Below are 18,107 nucleotides of genomic sequence, written 5' to 3' on the forward strand. Positions count from 1 at the left end.
AATTCGCAAGGATTAATAACATTGTACACACCCATACTTGCTACACTGGGCTATATCCTCTCACACGATGGTTCGCAGGTATTGATGATTCATCGCAACAAGCGCCCGGACGATATCCACTACGGCAAATATAACGGGTTAGGCGGGCGGCTTGAGCCAAACGAGCATGTAACAGGCGGGATGAAACGCGAGATTTTCGAGGAAGCAGGCATCCATGTGGAAGCCTTGAACTTACGCGGCACAATCTCATGGCCCGGTTTTGGCAAACACGCTGAAAATTGGTTTGGCTTTATCTATCTGATTGATAAATGGAGCGGTGAACCGCACGAAGGCAACCACGAAGGCACGTTGGAATGGGTTCCAGTTTCAGCTATTCTGGATTTGCCATTGTGGGATAGCGATCGACTGTTTCTCCCAATGGTCTTTGATGGCGACACGCGCCCTTTCCATGGCTTTATGCCTTACAAGGATGGGCATATGGTTAGTTGGAGTTTTGAGCGGTTGTAGGGCATCAATGCGCCGCCACGCAAAACTCGTTACCTTCGGGGTCTTGCATCACTGTCCACACAATACCCAATTCGGCGCGCTCGATAATTTTCTTAGCGCCTAAAGCGATGAGTCGCGCTACTTCAGCATGCATTCCGGTGAGGTCGCCCGCTCCAAAGTCGAGATGCATACGGTTCTTGAGCGTCTTTTTCTCTGACACTTGCTGCAATAAGATGCCCGCTTCAGCCTCATTGGGATTAACCAGTTGCATGTATTGCCCAAACGGTCCTTGCTTCTCCCAACCTGTTGCAAGCGACCAAAATTCTGCCAATTTTACGGAATCTTCACAATCCAGCACAATGTTGGCAATTTTAAGGCTCATCGCAAACTCCTTTCCATTTCCATAACCTGATGTATTATAAACCAATCCGCAATATAACAATAACTATGTTTAACTTCCATATTTTGTAAAAATAGGGTAAAAATAAAGGTGGTATTAATCTATTATCGGAGGAATTAAAAATGTCGATCTTTTCAGCAGAGCAACGCAAATTATTTGAAGGACCTAATTTTGTTAATGTAGCTACCATAAGCATGGATGGAACCCCTCGCACCACTGCTATTTGGGTTGATATAGATGGCGATGATATTTTGTTAAATGGGGCACGTAGCCGTAAATGGATCAGCAATTTACGTAATAACCCAAACATAGCTTTGAGTATTTTCGATGTTACAATGCCTTACCACCAAATAAATGTGCAAGGTGAAGTAATGGAAATAACCGAAGAAGGCGCAGAGGAGCATATTGATAAACTCTCCCAGAAATATTTTGGGCGTGATTATCCGGATCACAATCCAAATGACCCGCGTACCATTGTCAGAGTCAAGGTGAAAAAATTCAAGAGTACTGGGGTTTAGGGGGAGGTTAGCAGCTATATCAAAACGCGGGTGATGGGAAAAGACTCGCGTTTCGGTATAGTGTAATTTTTCATTATTAGAAGAGAAAAAAAACAAAAAAGCCCTGCTTATACTGCATTATAGGCAGTACATTCAGAGCTTGCAAATTAGATTATTGAGCGGACTAGCTTATTTCTTCTCCGCAGCGTAGCGTGGTATGTAACCGATAACCCCAGTTGAAAGCTGAATTTGGAAGAAATAGCCGTCATCCGAGAGTAACCCGGCGCGTTCACCACGTCGCATCTTAGCAATCTGCCGACCGATAATGCCCGGTTTGTCATAAACCGCAATTTCAGCCGATGTTACCGAGATGGTAGAAGCAGATGATACTCTTGTAGCAGGACCAGACGATTCGCGACGAGAATTGCTGGAAGAACTAGAAGACGTAGAAGCTGGAGCGGACTTGGGCGCAGCCTGGCGAGGAGCGCGAGCAGCTACTGTAGGAGCGCTGGATCCGTTAGCGCTTCTAGTGGCTATAGGTTTGGTGGCAGCTTCGGCAGGAGCAGGAGAATCGATAAGGGGCAACTTAGAAAGTGCTACACCCTGCACAATTTCCCCGGCAGCTTTGTAGATGTAACCAGCCAACCCGTTGTCTAATTGAACTTTGAAATAGTAAGGATCGCTATCCTCAATCACCAGAACTACAGCACCCTTTGAGAGATTGCCTAGTACATTCGAGGTGCCCTTTGGCGCTACCAGCAAATCGGCTACTTGGTACTTAATTTTAAAAGGTGTACTACCCGACATCTGATTCAATTTTACCCCTCCTAATTGGAGATTCATCGCCGTTGATAAGCAGTTTCTAAAGACCGAGGGAAGTGTTGCCAATCTATAAGATTACACAAATCTCACACAATTTTACCACATTCTTTGTATTGTATATATTTTAACAGATGTTAGAAGGGTTTGCTAACGGAATATGGGTTTTTCTATGAATCATTTGTGTCTTTTGAGTAGATTCGGTTGTGAGTATTGTAACAGCGTGGTATACCCTTTCGTATAGGTTATAATTAATTGAAATCTAATAAAGATAGGGTTTTGCAATGAGAATACTCCAATCAATTTCATTGTTGCTGGTTTTGGTACTGGGCGCGTGTGGCGAATCAGCAGCAACTTCTACACCTGTTCCTGATAAAGCAACTCAGCAGATTATACCCACTCAGGGAATCTCGACCGTAAGCACAATATCACCCGGTGTAAAGTTACCAAACCAACCGGAACAACCACTCTCAGGTCCGGGCGGAAGCAGCTACAAATACGGTGGAAGCGTCAGCAACAGCTATGGAGAAGGCGCTAGCAAATATTATATTTTTGAACCTACAAACCCCACACCCGCTACCGCACCTGTAATTGCCCTACTACATGGTTATACCGATATTAACCCGCAAAGTTACAAATACTGGATTGACCATTTGGTTAGGCGCGGGAATATTGTGATTTTTCCGGTATATCAAGCAAACATCCTTGATATGAACGGTTCGAAATTTACTGATACCAGTTTGACGGCGCTGAAAGCCGCCCTAGCGCAATTACAACAAAACGGTAATGTCAAACCTGAACTGGATAAATTTATGCTGGTCGGTTACAGCGCAGGCGGTATTATTGCTACTAATCTGGCAGGGCGTGCAGCTAGCGCGGGTTTGCCGGAACCCCGTGCTCTTTTTGACATCACGCCGGGTGGTTGTAATAATTGCGGGGCAATGGCAATCGGAGGTTTCCCCTTAGAGATGGAGGCTTTGCCTGCTATCCCCGCTTCTATGAAAATGCTGGTGCTGGTAGGAGACCGGGATATCATAGTCGGGGACAAACCTTCAAAAGTTATCTGGCAAAATACTTCGCAAATATCGTCGGAAAATCGCGATTTCATTAAAGTTATCAGTGATAGCCACGGGGCACCACCGTTAATTGCCGATCATGGCATGACGAATCGCCGCACACAGGATGCGCTGAATTACTACGGCATATGGAAATTGACCGATGCGCTGCAAAGTTGTGCGTTATATAATAAAGAGTGTGATAGTGCGCTTGGCAACACTCCGGCGCAACGTTTTATGGGCAAATGGAGTGACGGAACCGCTGTAACAGAATTGGTAGTTACTAAAAACCCATGAGTCGGGGAGGTAGAAAATAAATGCAACTGATGATTGCCGCTCAATTTCAAGGTACGCTGCCAGAAATCCAGCAGAAAATGGCAAAGGTAGCCGAAATTTTCTACCCAAAAGATATTTATTACCAGTTAGAAGCTATCCCCAAAATGATGCGCTTCAAAGTGCTGGTCTATTCCGATGATTTAACCAAAGCCAAAGATGCGCTTTTTGGGATATTCCCCAACGAACCACGCAAGTTACAGGTACAGGTTGATTCTCAAGTGCCGCTCAAACTTTCAAAAAACGTGATTAAGCCGGGACAAACTGCGCTTTTTGGGCGTTTGCCCTTTGCCTTAAAAATTCCCGGCTCTGAAGCTTTCCAACTGGATGGGGATAACACCATCGCTTTGAATGAATTTGCGGTGGAATGGGACGGTTTTGGAACTTTGCGCATTCGCGATTTGGGAGAAGGTATCGGGGTAGTAGTGGGCGAGGTAATGGCTCCCGCTAACGAATGGTTGCAAATTGAAACAGGGGCAAAGGTGCGAATCGGACGGCAGGCAGTGCTACGCTTTGTGGAAATATAGAAACTCTAATTGAGCTTTAAACAAACCCCTGTGTGTATAGGCAATTCTGCTTTGCATTGAGTCAAGGAGTAGCTTAAAATAGATGAAGCTTGCTTACTTTTAATAAGTGCATTAGTTAAATATGGTTATAGAACTGGAAATTATAAAACTGGTATGTTAACGCGAGTAGTAAATAAGAATCACCGCAAATCCCCCCTTATTCTTTTGATAACTTTTTTGCTCATTAACTTGCTAGCTATATTTGGTGAAGTCGTACCCGCCCAAGCCTATAAAGCAGAAGCAATACCTGGCAGTTCCAAAATAGATAACATGCCGGTTTACGCACAGCAGCGCACCCTTAGCTGCGAATATGCTGCCACACGCGCCGCATTAGGGCGGTGGGGCATAAATATCAGTGAATTAGACTTTATTAACGCTATACCACAAAACCCCAATCCACATTTCGGTTATCGCGGAAATATCAATGGGGTATTCGGTGGAACGGTAGATTACGGCATTTATGCTGAACCGATTGCACTCTATCTCAACTCGCGTGGAATAAATACCAAATTGTTGTCGGGAGGCGTAGAGGAACTTAAAAGCGAAATTTCCAAAGGTCGCCCAGTAGTAGTGTGGGTTCCTAGTGGGGTAGGCTGGGGTAGCCCATACCTTACTAGTTACGAAGGCATAAACTTCAAATTAATGGCTTACGAGCATGCGGTCACTGCTTACGGCTACGATGAGGATGGGATTTATATTGCCGACCCGGGTTTTGGCACTTACGATTATTATAGCTGGGATCGCTTTATACGAGCGTGGGGCTATCTAGATAACATGGGTATGTCGATTTTACCCGGTAGCCCGGCTTATACGGCAGATGAAACCTATGGAATCGCGCCCCAATTCTACCGCCAGTGGCTTTTAGAAGGTGGACTTGATCTCTACGGCTACCCGATTTCGCTGTCGGTGGAAAATAATGGCAAAATCGTCCAGTATTTCGAACGGGCGCGTATGGAATATGATGTAAGCGAACCAGTTACCCAGACTATCGCATTGGGACTATTAGGAAGTGAGATAACAGCAACCCGTACAAATGAACTGTTCTTCCGCCCTGTTGCGCCCTTAAAATCCGATAGTATCTGGTATCTGGAAGAAACCGGGCATACGTTAGGAGGGGCTTTCCTATCGTACTGGCTTAGCCAAGGCGGGTTAGCAGTTTTCGGTTATCCCATCTCAGAACCTTTTGTAGAGCATGGTCAGGTAGTGCAATACTTCGAACGAACTAGGCTTGAATTGGTTCCGGGCACTAGTAACCAAATTACGTTGGGCTTGTTGGGTAGAGAATTGCTCATTAGAAAACCTGCTACCATACTGACCCACCTGCCGATTATGGATTAAAAATTCGAATTTCTTTGGTTGCAAAGCCCTACCCATCGTGCTATAATTTTTGTCACCTGAATAAGGGCAATTAGCTCAGTTGGTTAGAGCGCACGGTTCACATCCGTGAGGTCACTGGTTCGAGCCCAGTATTGCCCACTTTTTATGTCTGCTATTCCTCATTGCTTGTAACCTCTCTCCAATCAGTTCGTTTTATATAGTGTGAAATAATAATCTTTATGAGGATTCATGTATATGCGGAAGCGCTTAATTCTACTACTTTTGTTTTGCATGCTTTTCAGCGCTTGTAGCTCCGATAGTGTGCCGAATGAAACGCTTACTCCTAATCCGGAAGTGTCGTCTGCACCTTTCTGGTTTCTTAGAACACCTACACCACTTGAAGAAACAATCAATACCACCTTGGAACCCGCAATAACCATTACGCCGATTCCTATTGCTACCGAGCCGCTAACTACTGCGCCAGTCACTACTATTGATATTACAGAGCCAACTGCCAGCCCGGTGCCGCTAAATACTACTACCGTGGCAAAAACGGTTGCCAGTCCACCTAAAACCACCACGATTGCAGCTAAAACCACTATAGCCGCCACCGTTGCCTATGCAACCCCTATACCCGGTTTAAGTGAAATTGCAAAAGGGCGAACCGGCAAAAAACAGGTAGCCATTACCTTTGATGCCGGATCGAGCGGTGAGGCTTTTCCTTTGATTAAAACCGCACTTGACAAGTATGGCATAAAAATCACTTTCTTCCTGACAGGTCTATGGGCAGAGCATTACCCACAATATGTTAAACAACTCGCGGACGACAAAATGGAATTGGGCAATCATTCTTGGAATCATCCCGATATGACCAAAATCGGGATGGAGGAGATTCGTACTGAGCTTTTACGCACCGATGCGCTAATCCAACAACAAGCCGGGAAATCTACCAGACCGCTTTTCCGCTTTCCCTATGGAGCGCGAACGGCTCGAGAACAAGGTATCGTAAACGGGCTAGGGTATCGCTCAATTTTCTGGACGCTGGACAGCCTCGATTCAGTGGGTGCGCCAAAAAGCGCGGATTTTCTGGTACAGCGCATAAATGGACAAACCGATGCCCAATTAGATGGGGCAATTATATTAATGCATATAGGTGCACAAACTTCGGCAGAAGCATTGCCGCTAATTATCCAGAAATTACAGGCGCGTGGATTTAAGATAGTGACCGTTTCACAGCTAATAAATTAAGAAATAGGTAAAAACTTCACCATTTTTCTATTGACTCGTTATTGTTGAGAGAATATAATCGTTGCATCACGGTAATAACACACTCTTTACCGCTTACGAAGGGTTTACAGGTTTAAATTGAAAGTCGCCGGGGGTGCACGATGAAGACAGCACCAATAGAAAAGGTAGAAAAATCAATCAAGACTGTTTCTTCGGATACGGAGTATATGCGCGAGTCTGCGGCACAGGTACGATAACACGTCCTGTGCCGTTTTGTTTGAGTGTGAGTTTTAGGGGAACTCTAACGGGCTTGGTTTACCAGACTCGCCGAGCAAACCAGTTAGAGCATTAATACTTCCCGGTTAATTCCGGAAAGTTAGAGTTTAGGAGGCAACACATGCACAGTAGCTTTATTGGGAAGATTGAAAAAGCCAAACGCTATCAAACTGAGCCTGGGCGCATTCACTTCCTGAACGCGACAGCCGAATTTCATGGTGAACACGACAACTATGTAGTAGAGCTTCGCGAAGGGCATTGGCATTGCACCTGCCACACTTTCCAAATAGGACTTGAGGAATGTGCGCATATTATGGCGATGCAACGAATACTAGATCCAATGTTGGATATAGAGTCTCGCTCTGCGCATCACGAAGGGTAACCTGAAAATTATTCGAAAATCAGGTAAGACTGCTCTATACAAGATAGGGCAGTCTTTTTTTGCCTAAAATTGACGCATCCACGGGCTTTTTGTATCATGCTGTGTACACAGCTTTTTTATTATTGGAGGAGGCACAGTTTTGGATTTATTTTTAGGGTTATTGGGTGGTCTTGGTATAGCAATCCCATGCGGCTTTAATCCTTATTTACCCTTATTGGTTATTAGTGTGGCAGGAATGGGCAAACTAACTACACTGAATCCTGATATCGGGTTTTTAGGTTCATGGACAGCCTTAATCGTGCTGGCAATCCTTGTCGGGTTGGATATTGTTGCCGATAAATTGCCACAGATTGAGAACTTGTACCGCTGGGTAAATCTTCTGATATGTCCCATCGCCGGGGGACTAGCAATGGCAGCTATAATCCCTTCCAGCACTGTGGCAACACCCGCCAGTTTTGCAATCGGGCTGATTGCCAGCGAATTGATGCATCTAGTTAAAAGCGGGCTACGCCCTGCACTGATAGGTTCCAGCAAAATGGCGCTTGCCTTTGAATCCATGATCAGTATGGGCGAAGATATGTTGGTAGCGGTGCTAGCGGTGCTTTCGATTGGAGTAGCTATTCTGGGAGGCTCTCTCTCGATTCTGACTCTGGGAATGAGTTTCTGGTGGATGTCTAATCTCAAACGACGCAAGCTACCGGCTAAAGTATGAAAATAGGCATAGATGCCAGCAGGCTGGCGGTGGGCAAGCGCACCGGCACCGAAAATTATGCCTATCAAGTGACGCGGCGAATTATCGAAAACCGACAGCATGATTTTGCGCTCTATTTCAATAAGCCCCCTACCAGCTTGCAATTGCACGGATTGAATTTGGGAAAAAATGTAACCACATGTGCAATGCCTGCACCGCGCTTGTGGACGCATACGCGCTTGAGCTTTGAAATGCTGATACATGCGCCAGACGCTCTTTTTATTCCGGCACATGTGTTGCCGCTGTACCACCCCTTACGTTCGGTAGTTACAATCCATGATTTGGGCTACCTTTACCACCCGGAAGCGCATACCCCACTTTCCCGTATGTATCTGAACTGGTCGACTCGCTTTAGTGCGCTTAAATCGCGCTTAGTGATTTCGGTAAGTCAAGCCACCGCAAACGACCTTGAGCGCCATTATGGAATCAGCCCTGAGAAAATCCGAGTAATCCCACATGGTTATGATCGTGAGCAGTTCAAGCCTATCAAAGATTCCAGCCTGATTGCATATGTGCGCACCAAATACAATATAGAGCCGGGACCCTACATCTTTTATGTAGGCACTATCCAGCCGCGCAAAAATCTGGAGCGTTTGATGGAGGCGTTTGCAGCATTGGTACGAGATGAAAATTTCGATTATCCGGCGCGCCACCAATTACAACTGGTGTTAGGGGGTAAGCCGGGCTGGATGAGCGAACCGATTATGCAGAAAGCCGTTGCGCTAAACCTACCGGAACAAATCAAACTGGTGGGCTATGTCTCTGATATGGATTTGCCCGCACTCTATAGCGGCGCAGAAGCTTTCACATTTCCTTCGCTCTACGAAGGGTTCGGTCTACCAGCGCTGGAAGCAATGGCGTGTGGGGTGCCAGTAATTTGCTCTAACGCCGGAAGCCTACCTGAAGTAGTGGGGGATGCTGCTTTGTTACACCACCCGCTCGATGCCAAAGCAATAGAATGGAACTTGCGCCGCCTTTTATGTAACCCACAACTGCGAGGCGAAATGATAAATAAGGGCTTACGCCGTGCAGCTTTATTCTCGTGGGAGAAATGCGCCGACGAAACCCTAGCTACTTTGATGGAAGTGGCAGGTAAGAAGTAATATTTTTAGGCAAACGGTTGGAAGTGATTAGTAAACATTCCATTGGTTTGGTAATTACCACTTTCCTTGCGGTCAATCCAATTTATTATACGTTTGCGTACCTCCGGAGCATCTGGGTCATTCAGGATTGCGTGGAAAGCCTCCGGGAAAACATGCATCTCCTTATCAGTTGCAGCAATACGATGGAAAAAGGCTCGGGTAGGGCGATGACGTACCGTTATATCCTTGCCACCTTGTAAAATGATAGTTGGCATGCTGAGAAGATGGTGGGATTGCGCCGCTCGGTTCATCGCCTTTGTCATATTAAGCAAAAACCGCACGCTGACATGCTTGTTGAACAGCACATCCGCTTTCAAAACTTTGATAAATTCAAGGTCTCGAATACCCTGCTCTTCGCGCCCGGTAATGGGTAAAGCCGGTTTACGCCGATTAGTTGCCAAGTAAAAGGCGGTACGCAATATTTCATCGATTCTAGGTGTTATGGTCGGCGCTACCACACACGCTGCGAGTATAAGATAATCCGGCTTCAATTCAGGCTTGCTGTTAGCGGCATGTAAAATGGCAAGCGGAGTTCCCATGCTTTCACCAAGCAGGTAAAACGGCAAATTCGGATGCCGATTGCGTACCCAAGATGCCGCTGCCGCCACATCTCCTTCTAGTTCGCCAAAAGATTCTATATCGCCACGCACTCCATCGCTGCGCCCATGTCCGCGTAAATCCGGGGCATAAACCATTGCGCCTAGTGGCACAAGGTAAGGCGCAAGGGAAGAAGCGTAATAAGCGCCATGCCCACCCAGACCATGCACTATAAGTACCACCCGCGAGGCAGGAACGTCGGAAGGCTTCCAGCAATGCATATGTAGTCGCATGCCATCATGGCTCAAAAACTGTTCAGTTTCTTCCTGTAATAGCTCGTAAAGATTCTTCGTAAAAATACCCATATCCTTTAATTTAAACCGAAAGTTAGAAGTTAATCTGCTAATTTGATGATTTTTTCTTGCTACCAATAAAGCGGAAGTATCCCAACGTAACAAAACCAGTAAATAATACCAGTATAACAAGAAGGGCAATTAAACCCTGCTCATACCAAAAATGCAACTTCACCCAAAGCCATGGGAAAGTCAAGGTATCGGCTAAACTCGCCCCATTACGGTTGCCTGTTAACAGCACATATTTACCACCATGCTCAGCCTGGTCAAAAACCGCTACATAATAAGTGCCATCCTGCGTCAATTCGCGCCCGATACGTTGCCCTTCCCAGAAACCGATCTGGGTATAGGGTTCATCTACTAAAATTCTAGCCTTTGGTTCATTGGGGTCGTCCTGTGAAAGCACCATACCGTATTCGGGAGGAAGTGTGAAAGGCAATTTCCTTAAATCTGATTCGGGAGGCATGGGTAGACCGGGTCCAAAAAGCGCCAGAGAAGGGCGAAAATTATCTAACCCCTCTAGGCGTGGGATGTTTAGTTCAAGGTTTATTTCTAGACCCTTGCTGGCAGTAAAAGAATAGAATTGCGCCTTATCAGAGACTAGTTCGCTCACAAACTGACGTGCCCGATCAGGGTCATCGTAAGAAATTACGTCGCTAGAAGATAAATTGTAGTTGGCAGTGAAAACATTTTGACGAGCAGCAGAAGCGCCAGAGTATAAAAGAATGAATACTATCCCTAGTACACTTAGAACAATAATAGCTTTTAAAATCCGGTCTATCATTTAACCTGTGACAAAACGCGCTTGAGTATGGTATTTGCTTTGGGCATTGCATCGGTTAAGCCTTCGGCACCGCGCTTGTTATCTATCACCACCGCAATAGAGAAAGCTCGATCACCCTTTGTCGCCCAAGCGATATACCAGCCATTGTTAATACCCTGCTGAGGGTTTACTTCGGCAGTGCCGGTTTTGCCACCTACTATTGCACCAGAGCCGGGCAAACCGCCCCCATTAAGTCCCACATAACCGTTCGTGGCAGATTTTACCATAATATCGCGTACTGCTTTAGAGGTTTCCGGCAAAAGTGGTTTGAGCCATGCTTCGGGCTTGGTTGCTTTGACCAGCACTTTTTCACGGGTGCGGATTTCTTTCACCAATATGGGTTTGGGAAGCGCCCCGTCATCGCGGGCAAAACTGGCAGCCAACATCGCCCAATGTAGCGGTGTTACTAGTATCTCGCCTTGACCAAAGCCGGTGGAAGCCTGCGCCGGACGCTTGTCTAGAAAACCCGTAGTTAGGAAAGGACGGCTCTTTTCCACCGGAATATCAAAGGGAATTGCTGTATTGAAGCCGAAACGTTCCATATAACGCAATTCGTCTGCGCCGCCAATCGCCAACCCGATTTGCCCGAACACAGCATTGAGCGAAAAGATATAGCCTTCGGTGGTAGTCCAATCGGTGCGAGTCTTGTCTGGGCGATTCGGGTCGTTAAACACCGCGCCATCCACCGTTAGTTTGCCTTCGTCTTTCCAAAGCGTATCGGGAGTAGCTTTTCCCAAATCGAGTAAAGCGGAAAGTGAAAGGGTCTTAAAGGTTGAACCGGGAATGTATAAGCCCTGAGTTGGGCGGGTGAGAAGCGGCTTTTTAGGGTCATCGCGAAGGGCGTTCCAGCGTTTCTGAATTTCTTTGGTTTGCGCATCCCATAGGTCATCCGCCACCGTTGGGTCAAATGCCAGTTGAGCCGGGTCGAAGTGAGGATTGCCGACCATCGCCAATATTTCCCCGCTTTTGGCATCCATCAATACAATAGCGCCATCCTGAGTACCCAACTGCTGTTGCGCCAGTTCCTGATATTCCGGCACAATGCTCAAATACAAATCGTTGCCAACTATCGGTTGGTGAGTTAAATCGCGGGTCAGCGCCACAAACGGATTTGTCCCAGAACGCCCGGAAAGGTAATCGTCGTAACTCGCCTCTAGCCCGCTACTACCGAACTGAAGCGGACTATAATAACCCACCAGCGGGCTGATATAAGGATTCAGGTAGGTGCGACGTACCACGCCATCCTTGACTTCAATACTTACCAGCGGGTTGCCAAAAGTATCGCGAACCGTCCCACGCTGCACCGTTAGTTGTTGACGAATAATGCGGGGGTCTTGGACTAATTCGTTTTTGGGGGTGAAATAAGGTTTGCTGATTTCGTCCGTAATTACAATTTGGTTGCGCAGCAGTTGAAAGCTGAGCAGGATAAAACCTGCCAGAATGAAAGTCATAGCGCGTTGTGTATTATGCGCAATCCGTTCCTGACTAGAAGCATCTTTTTTGATGGGCGCGTTGCCATACCAGAAAGCCAAGAGCAGCAGAAGCCCGGTGACGAGCATACAGATTAGCCAAACGGAGTCGCTACGCCCGTTTGCATCCCAATCTGGACCGAACAGGAAGCCAAAAGAAAGTCCAAAACCGATTATACCTGCTGCCAATATCAAGCTCAGGTATCGAATTGTTTTTGGATTCATACTTTGCTATCTCGCTCTAACGAAAGGCGCACCAATAACCCTGCCATCAGAAAGTTTACTAGAATTGAACTACCCCCATAACTGATAAAAGGTAAGGTCATGCCGCTTAGGGGGATAAGTTTGGTCACACCACCTACGATAATTAAAGTTTGAATGCCAAAAATTGCGCTGATGCCGATAGCCAGAAATTGGTAAAAGCCATTGGTGGTATGCAAGGCAATGTGGAAACCGCGATATACCAGCAAAACATCCAAGCCTAATATACCAAGCGCTCCAGCCAAGCCCATTTCCTCACCAATAGCCGCCATTACATAATCGGTATGTACTTCCGGGATAAAATAGGGCGCGCCTTGTCCAATACCTTGCCCGAATACGCCACCTTCCGCGAAAGAGAATAGCGCCTGAACAATCTGGTAAGAACGTCCCTGCCCGGTAGGCCATGGGTTTAGCCATGCATCCACCCGCACGCGCACATGCGCCAGTTGGTCAATATTGGCAGATAATACATAAATCAAGGCAAACCCGGCGATGATTAAGACCAATCCTACTATTACATAGCTGGCGCGTCCGGTAGCGGCAAAAAGCATTATGAGGAATACGCCGAAAAATAATTCCGCTGCGCCTAGTTCTTTTTGAACAATCATGGTCAAAAGGGCTATACCCAAAATACCAAGCATTGGCATAAGATAAGGAAAAGGCGGTAGCGGGATAGGACCTAACCTGAAATTGGTAGAAAGAATTACCTCACGTTTATCATCTAGATAGGCGGCGAGGAAAACCACCAGCATCACTTTTAAAAGCTCGCTAGGCTGGAAACTGAAAATTCCAAAACGAAACCAAAGCCGCGCCCCGTTTACTTCCTGACCAAAAATAGTTACCGCCGCTGTGAGAAGCAAACCTAGAAAAAGGAAGGTGTATTTGTAGCGTCGCAGCGCCATAATATTGCGCAGCCCTAACGCTACAATAAGAAAGGTGGTATAACCCAGCACTACCCATAGCACTTGCCGACTGGCAATATTGCCCGTTCGAGTGGTTTCAAGACGCTGGCTCATTATCAACCCAAAAGCGGACAGAGCAGAGACTAACGGCATAATAAGCTGGTCTGAACGTGGCAACCAGATGGTAAGTACCAGATGCGTTACCAACAGCAGACCGATAAATACAAAGGGCATCCACAGGTCTTTGGCATCCCAGCCAACCCGCTGATTTGGTACAGAAATGACAATCAACATTCCAAGCAGCACCAGTAGCGCTGGCGCAACCAGCAATTGGAGTTCTACCAGCCGTAATGGCGGTTTTTTCTTTAAAGTTGGGGTTATTTGCATAATTGGCTATAAAAACGAAAACGAGCAGACTCAACCAAGCTGCCCGACTTCAATTCACAAGGGGTATCTAGAAATAATTTGCCCAAGAGTTTTGCGGATAATTATCTATAATAGCTTAATCTGGAAGGACCACGCCACTAATGGCGAGGTCGCCGCTCCACAGATTTTTCATCTACACGAACAGGCACACGTACACGACGCTTTTCAGCATCTTTTTGTTGGCGTTCTATTGCTTTAGCGGCAGCTATAGCAGCGGTAACGGCAGCGATGACGGCAGCTAGTAATTCCATAGTGTAAAACCTTCCTATCCCAAAGAATTTGTAGCCCCAGCCTTTCTGAGTCAGGACCAAACTAGAGCGGTGACCGATAGCTGGTATATTAGGTAGACCAAAGACCGCCCAGATAGGGTTCTGGTGCTATCTGCAAATTTATCTTAACCCATGTACCGTACCAACGCAATAGGATATACATATAATGTTCACTATTTTTAAGACTCTTTTAACACTTGGTGCGGGAGGGTTATTGTGGCGCTAGATTCGAACACAATTACATTTAGGTGGTTTTCTTCTCGGCATAATTTGAGAGCTGAAAATTAACGCACCTCAGCCTCAAATTCGCCGTTGCTTAGTCGAACTCGGATTTTGTTTGTATTGGCTATTTGGGATATGTCGTGAATAACTTCGCCCGATTCTTTCTTGGTCACTATGGCATAGCCGCGTTGCAAAATCTGTTGAGGGTCAAGCACTTTGAGACGGTAGGAAAGGGCGCGAGTCTCCAGTTGTAAAACCTTTAAACGGTGGTTTGTATTTTGAGAAATTTGAGCGATTAATTGTTCTACCCGGTTGCGCTGCTGCGCGAGCAAGGTGGAGGGCGAAGCCAATTCAAGTCGTCTTTGTAAGGCGTTTATAGCCGCTCGACTCTCCTCCAAGCGGTAATCGAGCGAGGCGGAAAGTTGCGATTGTAATTCTTCAAGCTCACTCCGAATATCGGCAATATCGGGGGAGACGAGTTCGGCGGCGGCGCTAGGAGTAGGGGCGCGCATATCCGCCACGAAATCCACAATCGTGAAGTCGGTTTCGTGACCAACCCCGGTGATTACTGGATGCCTACTGGTAAACACGGCACGCGCCACCCTTTCATCATTAAATACTGCCAGTTCTTCGGGCGCACCACCACCACGCGCCAGTATTATAACTTCAACTTCTGGCATAGCATTGAGGCTGTGCAAGGCAGCCACAATCTGCAGCGGTGCATTTTCGCCCTGTACCAGCGTGGGAGACAATACTACGGTGGCGAGCGGGTAGCGACGGCGCAATACATTCAGGATGTCCTGAAAAGCGGCAGCTTTCCCGGAAGTTACCACCCCGATAGTTTTCGGGCGTTGAGGGAGGGGGCGTTTGCGTTCCGGTGCAAACAGTCCTTCCGCTTCCAGCCTTTGCTTGAGCAATTCAAATTCGAGCGCAAGTTTGCCCTGCCCTTCCGGCTGGATCAAATCCACATAGAATTGCAGCTTTCCGGTCTGTTCGTAAATCGAAACTTTACCATGCATTAGGTAATTGGTTCCGTTTACAGGCTTGTATTTTTGGCGCAGAGCGTTACCCTTGAACAATACGCAATCCACCACACCGCTGGCATCTTTAAGACGAAAGTAGGTATGCCCGTTCTGATAGGTATTGCTGTTTGATACCTCGCCGCGCAACCACATATCACTGAGGCGCTCGTCCAGAGCCATCAAGGCTTTGAGATATTCGAGTAGTTCGCTAACACTGAAAATTTCCAAGATTATCCCCAATTATCCCAAGTTATCCCAAGTTATCCCCAGCGGGTAGCAAGCGAGTAGGCGGTTCACTACTCCACGTTGGTGTTGCAACTTGCACACCGCTGTCGCTGATGCCGCTAATCGGCACATACCGGCTTTTCATTGCTACGTTCAGCTTTACCACATCCCAACACTATCCCGCTCGGTGTTATATATCGCCGCCTTCTATACAAGCTTAAAAGCGTATAACAAAGGTTATATTAAGGGCGATAAGTCTCGCGAAGGCGTTTTTTACGTTGGCGTTCCAGAAAGTCCAGCACCACCATACCGGTAAGTTCGGGGCGTTGCTGCGGGACAGCATGGGCAACACCCGGCAAGATACACAACTCGCTGCCTTCGATAAAGCGGTGCATTTCCAAAACCTGATCAACTGTGCCAAAAGGGTCACGCTGCCCAGTCATCAATAGCACCGGAAGCTTCATAGCACGCATCTCTGCTTCGGTGGGATAGCCGGAATCATCCAGCCACATCGCAATCATTTGCGCACTCAATTTTTTCCAGTAGCCCGGTTCACGGTGCGCATATTGCCTTTCGAGAATAGCCGCCCACTCCTTGAAGTTCTGCTCAATGTAAGCGCCATCAAGTTTATACATTGCAGCAAGAATCTCAGGTGTATTACGGTAGTTCACGCCGATTGCCACCAAAGTATCTACCAAAGCGGGATATAGGGAAGCAAGCTTTAGCGCGGTTATACCACCATCGCTGAAACCAACCACATGCACTTTTTTGATACCCAGATATTTCAGCAACCCTGCGGCATCGTCAGCCAATTCACTATAACCGGAAAACTTTTGAGAGGGATTATCGGTGCGTCCATGCCCGCGATGCTCATAGGCAATCAAGCGATAGTGACGGGCAAAAACTTCAAAGTGCTTACCCCAATCGCTGGCGGAATCAATCAGACCAAAAGCGCCGTTGAGGAGTAAAAGCGGCTCGGCTTCTTCAGCCCCGCTTACTTCGTAATAGATCTTTAAATCGCGTAGAGGTGCATAAGGCATCTTCTACCTCTGGATTCTGTGGAGAAGGATAGAAAAGACGCTACAGTTATAAAGATAAATTAGAGAAACAAAGAACTAAATCAAGACTTTCACTTGGAACAGAAATGAATCTAGATTAGAGACAAGAGGCTTAAGCCCCTTGTCCGAAAATCCATCTGATGCGAAAGTTCTACATGAGCTAAAAGGCAGATTAAATCGGCTCCAGCAAAAACAGGGTTTGCCCGTATTCTACAGGCTGACCGTTCTCAACGCTGATTTTCACGCAGCGACCGGTATGATCGCTGGTTATTTCGTTCATTATCTTCATAGCCTCGATAATGCCGATAACCTGTCCTTTTTCCACCACTTCTCCTTCGGTCACAAAGGAGCGAGCTTTGGGGTCGGGCGAACGGTAGAAAGTGCCGACCATAGGCGCAACAACTTTGTGGAAAGAGTCTTCCGGTGGCGCGCCGGGATCGGTAATCGAACGACCATCCATTGCGGATACAACATTGCCCTGCCCGCGTGAAGCGCGATTCGATCGATTAGGTGAAACCTCTAATGTTTGTACCACCATCTTTTCGCGCTTGATAAGAAGCTTATGTGAGCCATTCTCAATAGCCAATTCCGTAATATCACTGGCTTCGACCATTTTGATAAGCTCGCGAATTTCCTCATTAAGGAAATTTCCTGATGGAGATGAGCCTTTTTCTGGTTCACCGGATGGTATCCGGCTGCTTGAGCTGGAAGTAGTCAATTAAGCACGCTCCACATAAGACCCCGAACGGGTGTCTACCTTAACTTTATCGCCAATATTAATGAATAACGGGACATTGACGGTTAATCCTGTATCAGTAGTTGCCGGTTTGCTGGTACCACTGGCGGTATCGCCTCTGATACCCGGCTCGGTATAAGTTACGGTTAAAACTACCGAAGGGGGGATTTCAATATCAATAGGTTCACTGTTATAGGTAATTAGGTCAACTGTATCATTTTCGTGGATATAATATTTCACGTCACCCATCTGCTCATCGTTCAATATCGACTGCTCGTAGTTATCCACGTTCATAAAATGATAGTCGTCGCCATCCTTGTAAAGAAACTGCACCACTTCGCGCTCTAGCCGCACATCGTTAAATTTGGCACCGGCTTGGAATGTACGCACAGTATTAGAACCGCTGCGCAGGTTCTTAAAACTAATTTTCACCTGAGCGCTGCCTCGCCCGATCTTCTGGTGATCAAATTCCAGAATCTTCTGAAGTTGACCATCAAGGTCAATTACCATTCCGCGTTTAATTTCGCTGGTCGAAACCATACCTTCTCCTGAA

At 46.8% G+C, this 18,107-nt stretch carries 21 protein-coding genes and 1 tRNA gene; 10 read left to right on the forward strand and 12 right to left on the reverse strand.

Translation table 11 applies throughout. From position 1 onward, the window contains the following. Positions 1–21: 21 nt before the first annotated feature. Complete coding sequence (locus OZ401_RS12400; protein WP_341468556.1) at positions 22–507, forward strand: NUDIX hydrolase; 486 nt, start codon at positions 22–24, stop codon at positions 505–507. Positions 508–511: 4 nt separating this feature from the next. Here the strand turns inward: OZ401_RS12400 and OZ401_RS12405 are convergent, their stop codons facing one another. After that, positions 512–868, reverse strand: coding sequence for a VOC family protein (locus tag OZ401_RS12405; protein ID WP_341468557.1), 357 nt, complete (start codon positions 866–868; stop codon positions 512–514). 140 nt (positions 869–1,008) lie between these two features. On the opposite strand from OZ401_RS12405, the gene OZ401_RS12410 reads away from it, so the two are divergent. Next, complete coding sequence (locus OZ401_RS12410) at positions 1,009–1,404, forward strand: TIGR03618 family F420-dependent PPOX class oxidoreductase (protein ID WP_341468558.1); 396 nt, start codon at positions 1,009–1,011, stop codon at positions 1,402–1,404. Positions 1,405–1,572: 168 nt separating this feature from the next. Here the strand turns inward: OZ401_RS12410 and OZ401_RS12415 are convergent, their stop codons facing one another. Beyond that, positions 1,573–2,199, reverse strand: coding sequence for an SH3 domain-containing protein (locus OZ401_RS12415; protein ID WP_341468560.1), 627 nt, complete (start codon positions 2,197–2,199; stop codon positions 1,573–1,575). A gap of 287 nt (positions 2,200–2,486) precedes the next feature. Between OZ401_RS12415 and OZ401_RS12420 the strand changes: the two genes are divergently transcribed. The 8 genes from OZ401_RS12420 to OZ401_RS12455 all read left to right on the forward strand — a co-directional run bounded on the left by OZ401_RS12420 (position 2,487) and on the right by OZ401_RS12455 (position 9,212). Continuing rightward, a complete protein-coding gene (locus OZ401_RS12420; protein WP_341468561.1) occupies positions 2,487–3,554 on the forward strand; it encodes an alpha/beta hydrolase in 1,068 nt (355 codons plus the stop codon). A gap of 20 nt (positions 3,555–3,574) precedes the next feature. After that, a complete protein-coding gene (locus OZ401_RS12425) occupies positions 3,575–4,117 on the forward strand; it encodes a hypothetical protein (protein ID WP_341468562.1) in 543 nt (180 codons plus the stop codon). A gap of 153 nt (positions 4,118–4,270) precedes the next feature. Then, a complete protein-coding gene (locus OZ401_RS12430) occupies positions 4,271–5,494 on the forward strand; it encodes a C39 family peptidase (RefSeq protein WP_341468563.1) in 1,224 nt (407 codons plus the stop codon). A gap of 64 nt (positions 5,495–5,558) precedes the next feature. Continuing rightward, positions 5,559–5,632 (forward strand) — tRNA-Val (locus OZ401_RS12435). 96 nt (positions 5,633–5,728) lie between these two features. Further along, positions 5,729–6,721 (forward strand): polysaccharide deacetylase family protein, encoded by a 993-nt coding sequence (locus OZ401_RS12440; protein WP_341468564.1) that lies wholly within the window; start codon positions 5,729–5,731, stop codon positions 6,719–6,721. Between the two features lie 376 nt (positions 6,722–7,097). After that, the gene (locus tag OZ401_RS12445) at positions 7,098–7,358 is read left to right on the forward strand and encodes a hypothetical protein (RefSeq protein ID WP_341468565.1); all 261 of its coding nucleotides are present in this window, start codon (positions 7,098–7,100) and stop codon (positions 7,356–7,358) included. Between the two features lie 139 nt (positions 7,359–7,497). Then, positions 7,498–8,070 (forward strand): DUF4126 domain-containing protein, encoded by a 573-nt coding sequence (locus OZ401_RS12450; protein WP_341468566.1) that lies wholly within the window; start codon positions 7,498–7,500, stop codon positions 8,068–8,070. After that, positions 8,067–9,212: a glycosyltransferase family 4 protein gene (locus OZ401_RS12455; protein WP_341468567.1), complete on the forward strand. Its 1,146-nt coding sequence runs from the start codon at positions 8,067–8,069 to the stop codon at positions 9,210–9,212. Before OZ401_RS12450 ends, OZ401_RS12455 begins: the two co-directional genes overlap by 4 nt. A gap of 5 nt (positions 9,213–9,217) precedes the next feature. On the opposite strand, the gene OZ401_RS12460 is transcribed toward OZ401_RS12455, so the two are convergent. The 10 genes from OZ401_RS12460 to efp all read right to left on the reverse strand — a co-directional run bounded on the left by OZ401_RS12460 (position 9,218) and on the right by efp (position 18,094). Further along, complete coding sequence (locus OZ401_RS12460) at positions 9,218–10,153, reverse strand: alpha/beta fold hydrolase (protein ID WP_341468568.1); 936 nt, start codon at positions 10,151–10,153, stop codon at positions 9,218–9,220. A gap of 37 nt (positions 10,154–10,190) precedes the next feature. After that, positions 10,191–10,925: a hypothetical protein gene (locus OZ401_RS12465; protein ID WP_341468569.1), complete on the reverse strand. Its 735-nt coding sequence runs from the start codon at positions 10,923–10,925 to the stop codon at positions 10,191–10,193. After that, positions 10,922–12,658 (reverse strand): penicillin-binding transpeptidase domain-containing protein, encoded by a 1,737-nt coding sequence (locus OZ401_RS12470; protein ID WP_341468570.1) that lies wholly within the window; start codon positions 12,656–12,658, stop codon positions 10,922–10,924. The genes OZ401_RS12465 and OZ401_RS12470 overlap by 4 nt, the downstream gene beginning before the upstream one ends. Further along, the gene (locus OZ401_RS12475; RefSeq protein ID WP_341468571.1) at positions 12,655–13,983 is read right to left on the reverse strand and encodes an FtsW/RodA/SpoVE family cell cycle protein; all 1,329 of its coding nucleotides are present in this window, start codon (positions 13,981–13,983) and stop codon (positions 12,655–12,657) included. The genes OZ401_RS12470 and OZ401_RS12475 overlap by 4 nt, the downstream gene beginning before the upstream one ends. Before the next feature lie 137 nt (positions 13,984–14,120). Continuing rightward, positions 14,121–14,273, reverse strand: a complete 153-nt coding sequence (locus OZ401_RS12480) for a hypothetical protein (protein WP_341468572.1) — start codon at positions 14,271–14,273, stop codon at positions 14,121–14,123. Positions 14,274–14,575: 302 nt separating this feature from the next. Then, positions 14,576–15,763, reverse strand: a complete 1,188-nt coding sequence (gene xseA, locus OZ401_RS12485) for an exodeoxyribonuclease VII large subunit (protein ID WP_341468573.1) — start codon at positions 15,761–15,763, stop codon at positions 14,576–14,578. A gap of 22 nt (positions 15,764–15,785) precedes the next feature. After that, positions 15,786–15,926 (reverse strand): hypothetical protein, encoded by a 141-nt coding sequence (locus OZ401_RS12490; RefSeq protein ID WP_341468574.1) that lies wholly within the window; start codon positions 15,924–15,926, stop codon positions 15,786–15,788. Between the two features lie 76 nt (positions 15,927–16,002). After that, the gene (locus tag OZ401_RS12495; RefSeq protein WP_341468575.1) at positions 16,003–16,800 is read right to left on the reverse strand and encodes an alpha/beta fold hydrolase; all 798 of its coding nucleotides are present in this window, start codon (positions 16,798–16,800) and stop codon (positions 16,003–16,005) included. Positions 16,801–16,990: 190 nt separating this feature from the next. Then, a complete protein-coding gene (accB, locus tag OZ401_RS12500) occupies positions 16,991–17,536 on the reverse strand; it encodes an acetyl-CoA carboxylase biotin carboxyl carrier protein (protein ID WP_341468576.1) in 546 nt (181 codons plus the stop codon). Continuing rightward, positions 17,537–18,094 carry an elongation factor P gene (gene efp, locus OZ401_RS12505; RefSeq protein ID WP_341468577.1) on the reverse strand — a complete coding sequence of 186 codons (558 nt, stop codon included), beginning with the start codon at positions 18,092–18,094 and terminating at the stop codon, positions 17,537–17,539. Positions 18,095–18,107: the final 13 nt, after the last annotated feature.

The sequence above is a fragment of the Candidatus Chlorohelix allophototropha genome (assembly GCF_030389965.1).
Lineage (GTDB): Bacteria > Chloroflexota > Chloroflexia > Chloroheliales > Chloroheliaceae > Chlorohelix > Chlorohelix allophototropha.

Excerpts from the sequence above, each read along its gene's own strand:
- OZ401_RS12455 (WP_341468567.1), top strand. The coding sequence starts at position 8,067 with ATGAAAATAGGCATAGATGCCAGCAGGCTGGCGGTGGGCAAGCGCACC.
- OZ401_RS12420 (WP_341468561.1), top strand. The coding sequence starts at position 2,487 with ATGAGAATACTCCAATCAATTTCATTGTTGCTGGTTTTGGTACTGGGC.
- OZ401_RS12445 (WP_341468565.1), top strand. The coding sequence starts at position 7,098 with ATGCACAGTAGCTTTATTGGGAAGATTGAAAAAGCCAAACGCTATCAA.
- OZ401_RS12430 (WP_341468563.1), top strand. The coding sequence starts at position 4,271 with ATGTTAACGCGAGTAGTAAATAAGAATCACCGCAAATCCCCCCTTATT.
- OZ401_RS12440 (WP_341468564.1), top strand. The coding sequence starts at position 5,729 with ATGCGGAAGCGCTTAATTCTACTACTTTTGTTTTGCATGCTTTTCAGC.
- OZ401_RS12410 (WP_341468558.1), top strand. The coding sequence starts at position 1,009 with ATGTCGATCTTTTCAGCAGAGCAACGCAAATTATTTGAAGGACCTAAT.
- OZ401_RS12405 (WP_341468557.1), bottom strand. The coding sequence starts at position 868 with ATGAGCCTTAAAATTGCCAACATTGTGCTGGATTGTGAAGATTCCGTA.
- OZ401_RS12425 (WP_341468562.1), top strand. The coding sequence starts at position 3,575 with ATGCAACTGATGATTGCCGCTCAATTTCAAGGTACGCTGCCAGAAATC.
- OZ401_RS12475 (WP_341468571.1), bottom strand. The coding sequence starts at position 13,983 with ATGCAAATAACCCCAACTTTAAAGAAAAAACCGCCATTACGGCTGGTA.
- efp (WP_341468577.1), bottom strand. The coding sequence starts at position 18,094 with ATGGTTTCGACCAGCGAAATTAAACGCGGAATGGTAATTGACCTTGAT.
- OZ401_RS12480 (WP_341468572.1), bottom strand. The coding sequence starts at position 14,273 with ATGGAATTACTAGCTGCCGTCATCGCTGCCGTTACCGCTGCTATAGCT.
- OZ401_RS12460 (WP_341468568.1), bottom strand. The coding sequence starts at position 10,153 with ATGGGTATTTTTACGAAGAATCTTTACGAGCTATTACAGGAAGAAACT.
- OZ401_RS12470 (WP_341468570.1), bottom strand. The coding sequence starts at position 12,658 with ATGAATCCAAAAACAATTCGATACCTGAGCTTGATATTGGCAGCAGGT.
- OZ401_RS12495 (WP_341468575.1), bottom strand. The coding sequence starts at position 16,800 with ATGCCTTATGCACCTCTACGCGATTTAAAGATCTATTACGAAGTAAGC.
- OZ401_RS12465 (WP_341468569.1), bottom strand. The coding sequence starts at position 10,925 with ATGATAGACCGGATTTTAAAAGCTATTATTGTTCTAAGTGTACTAGGG.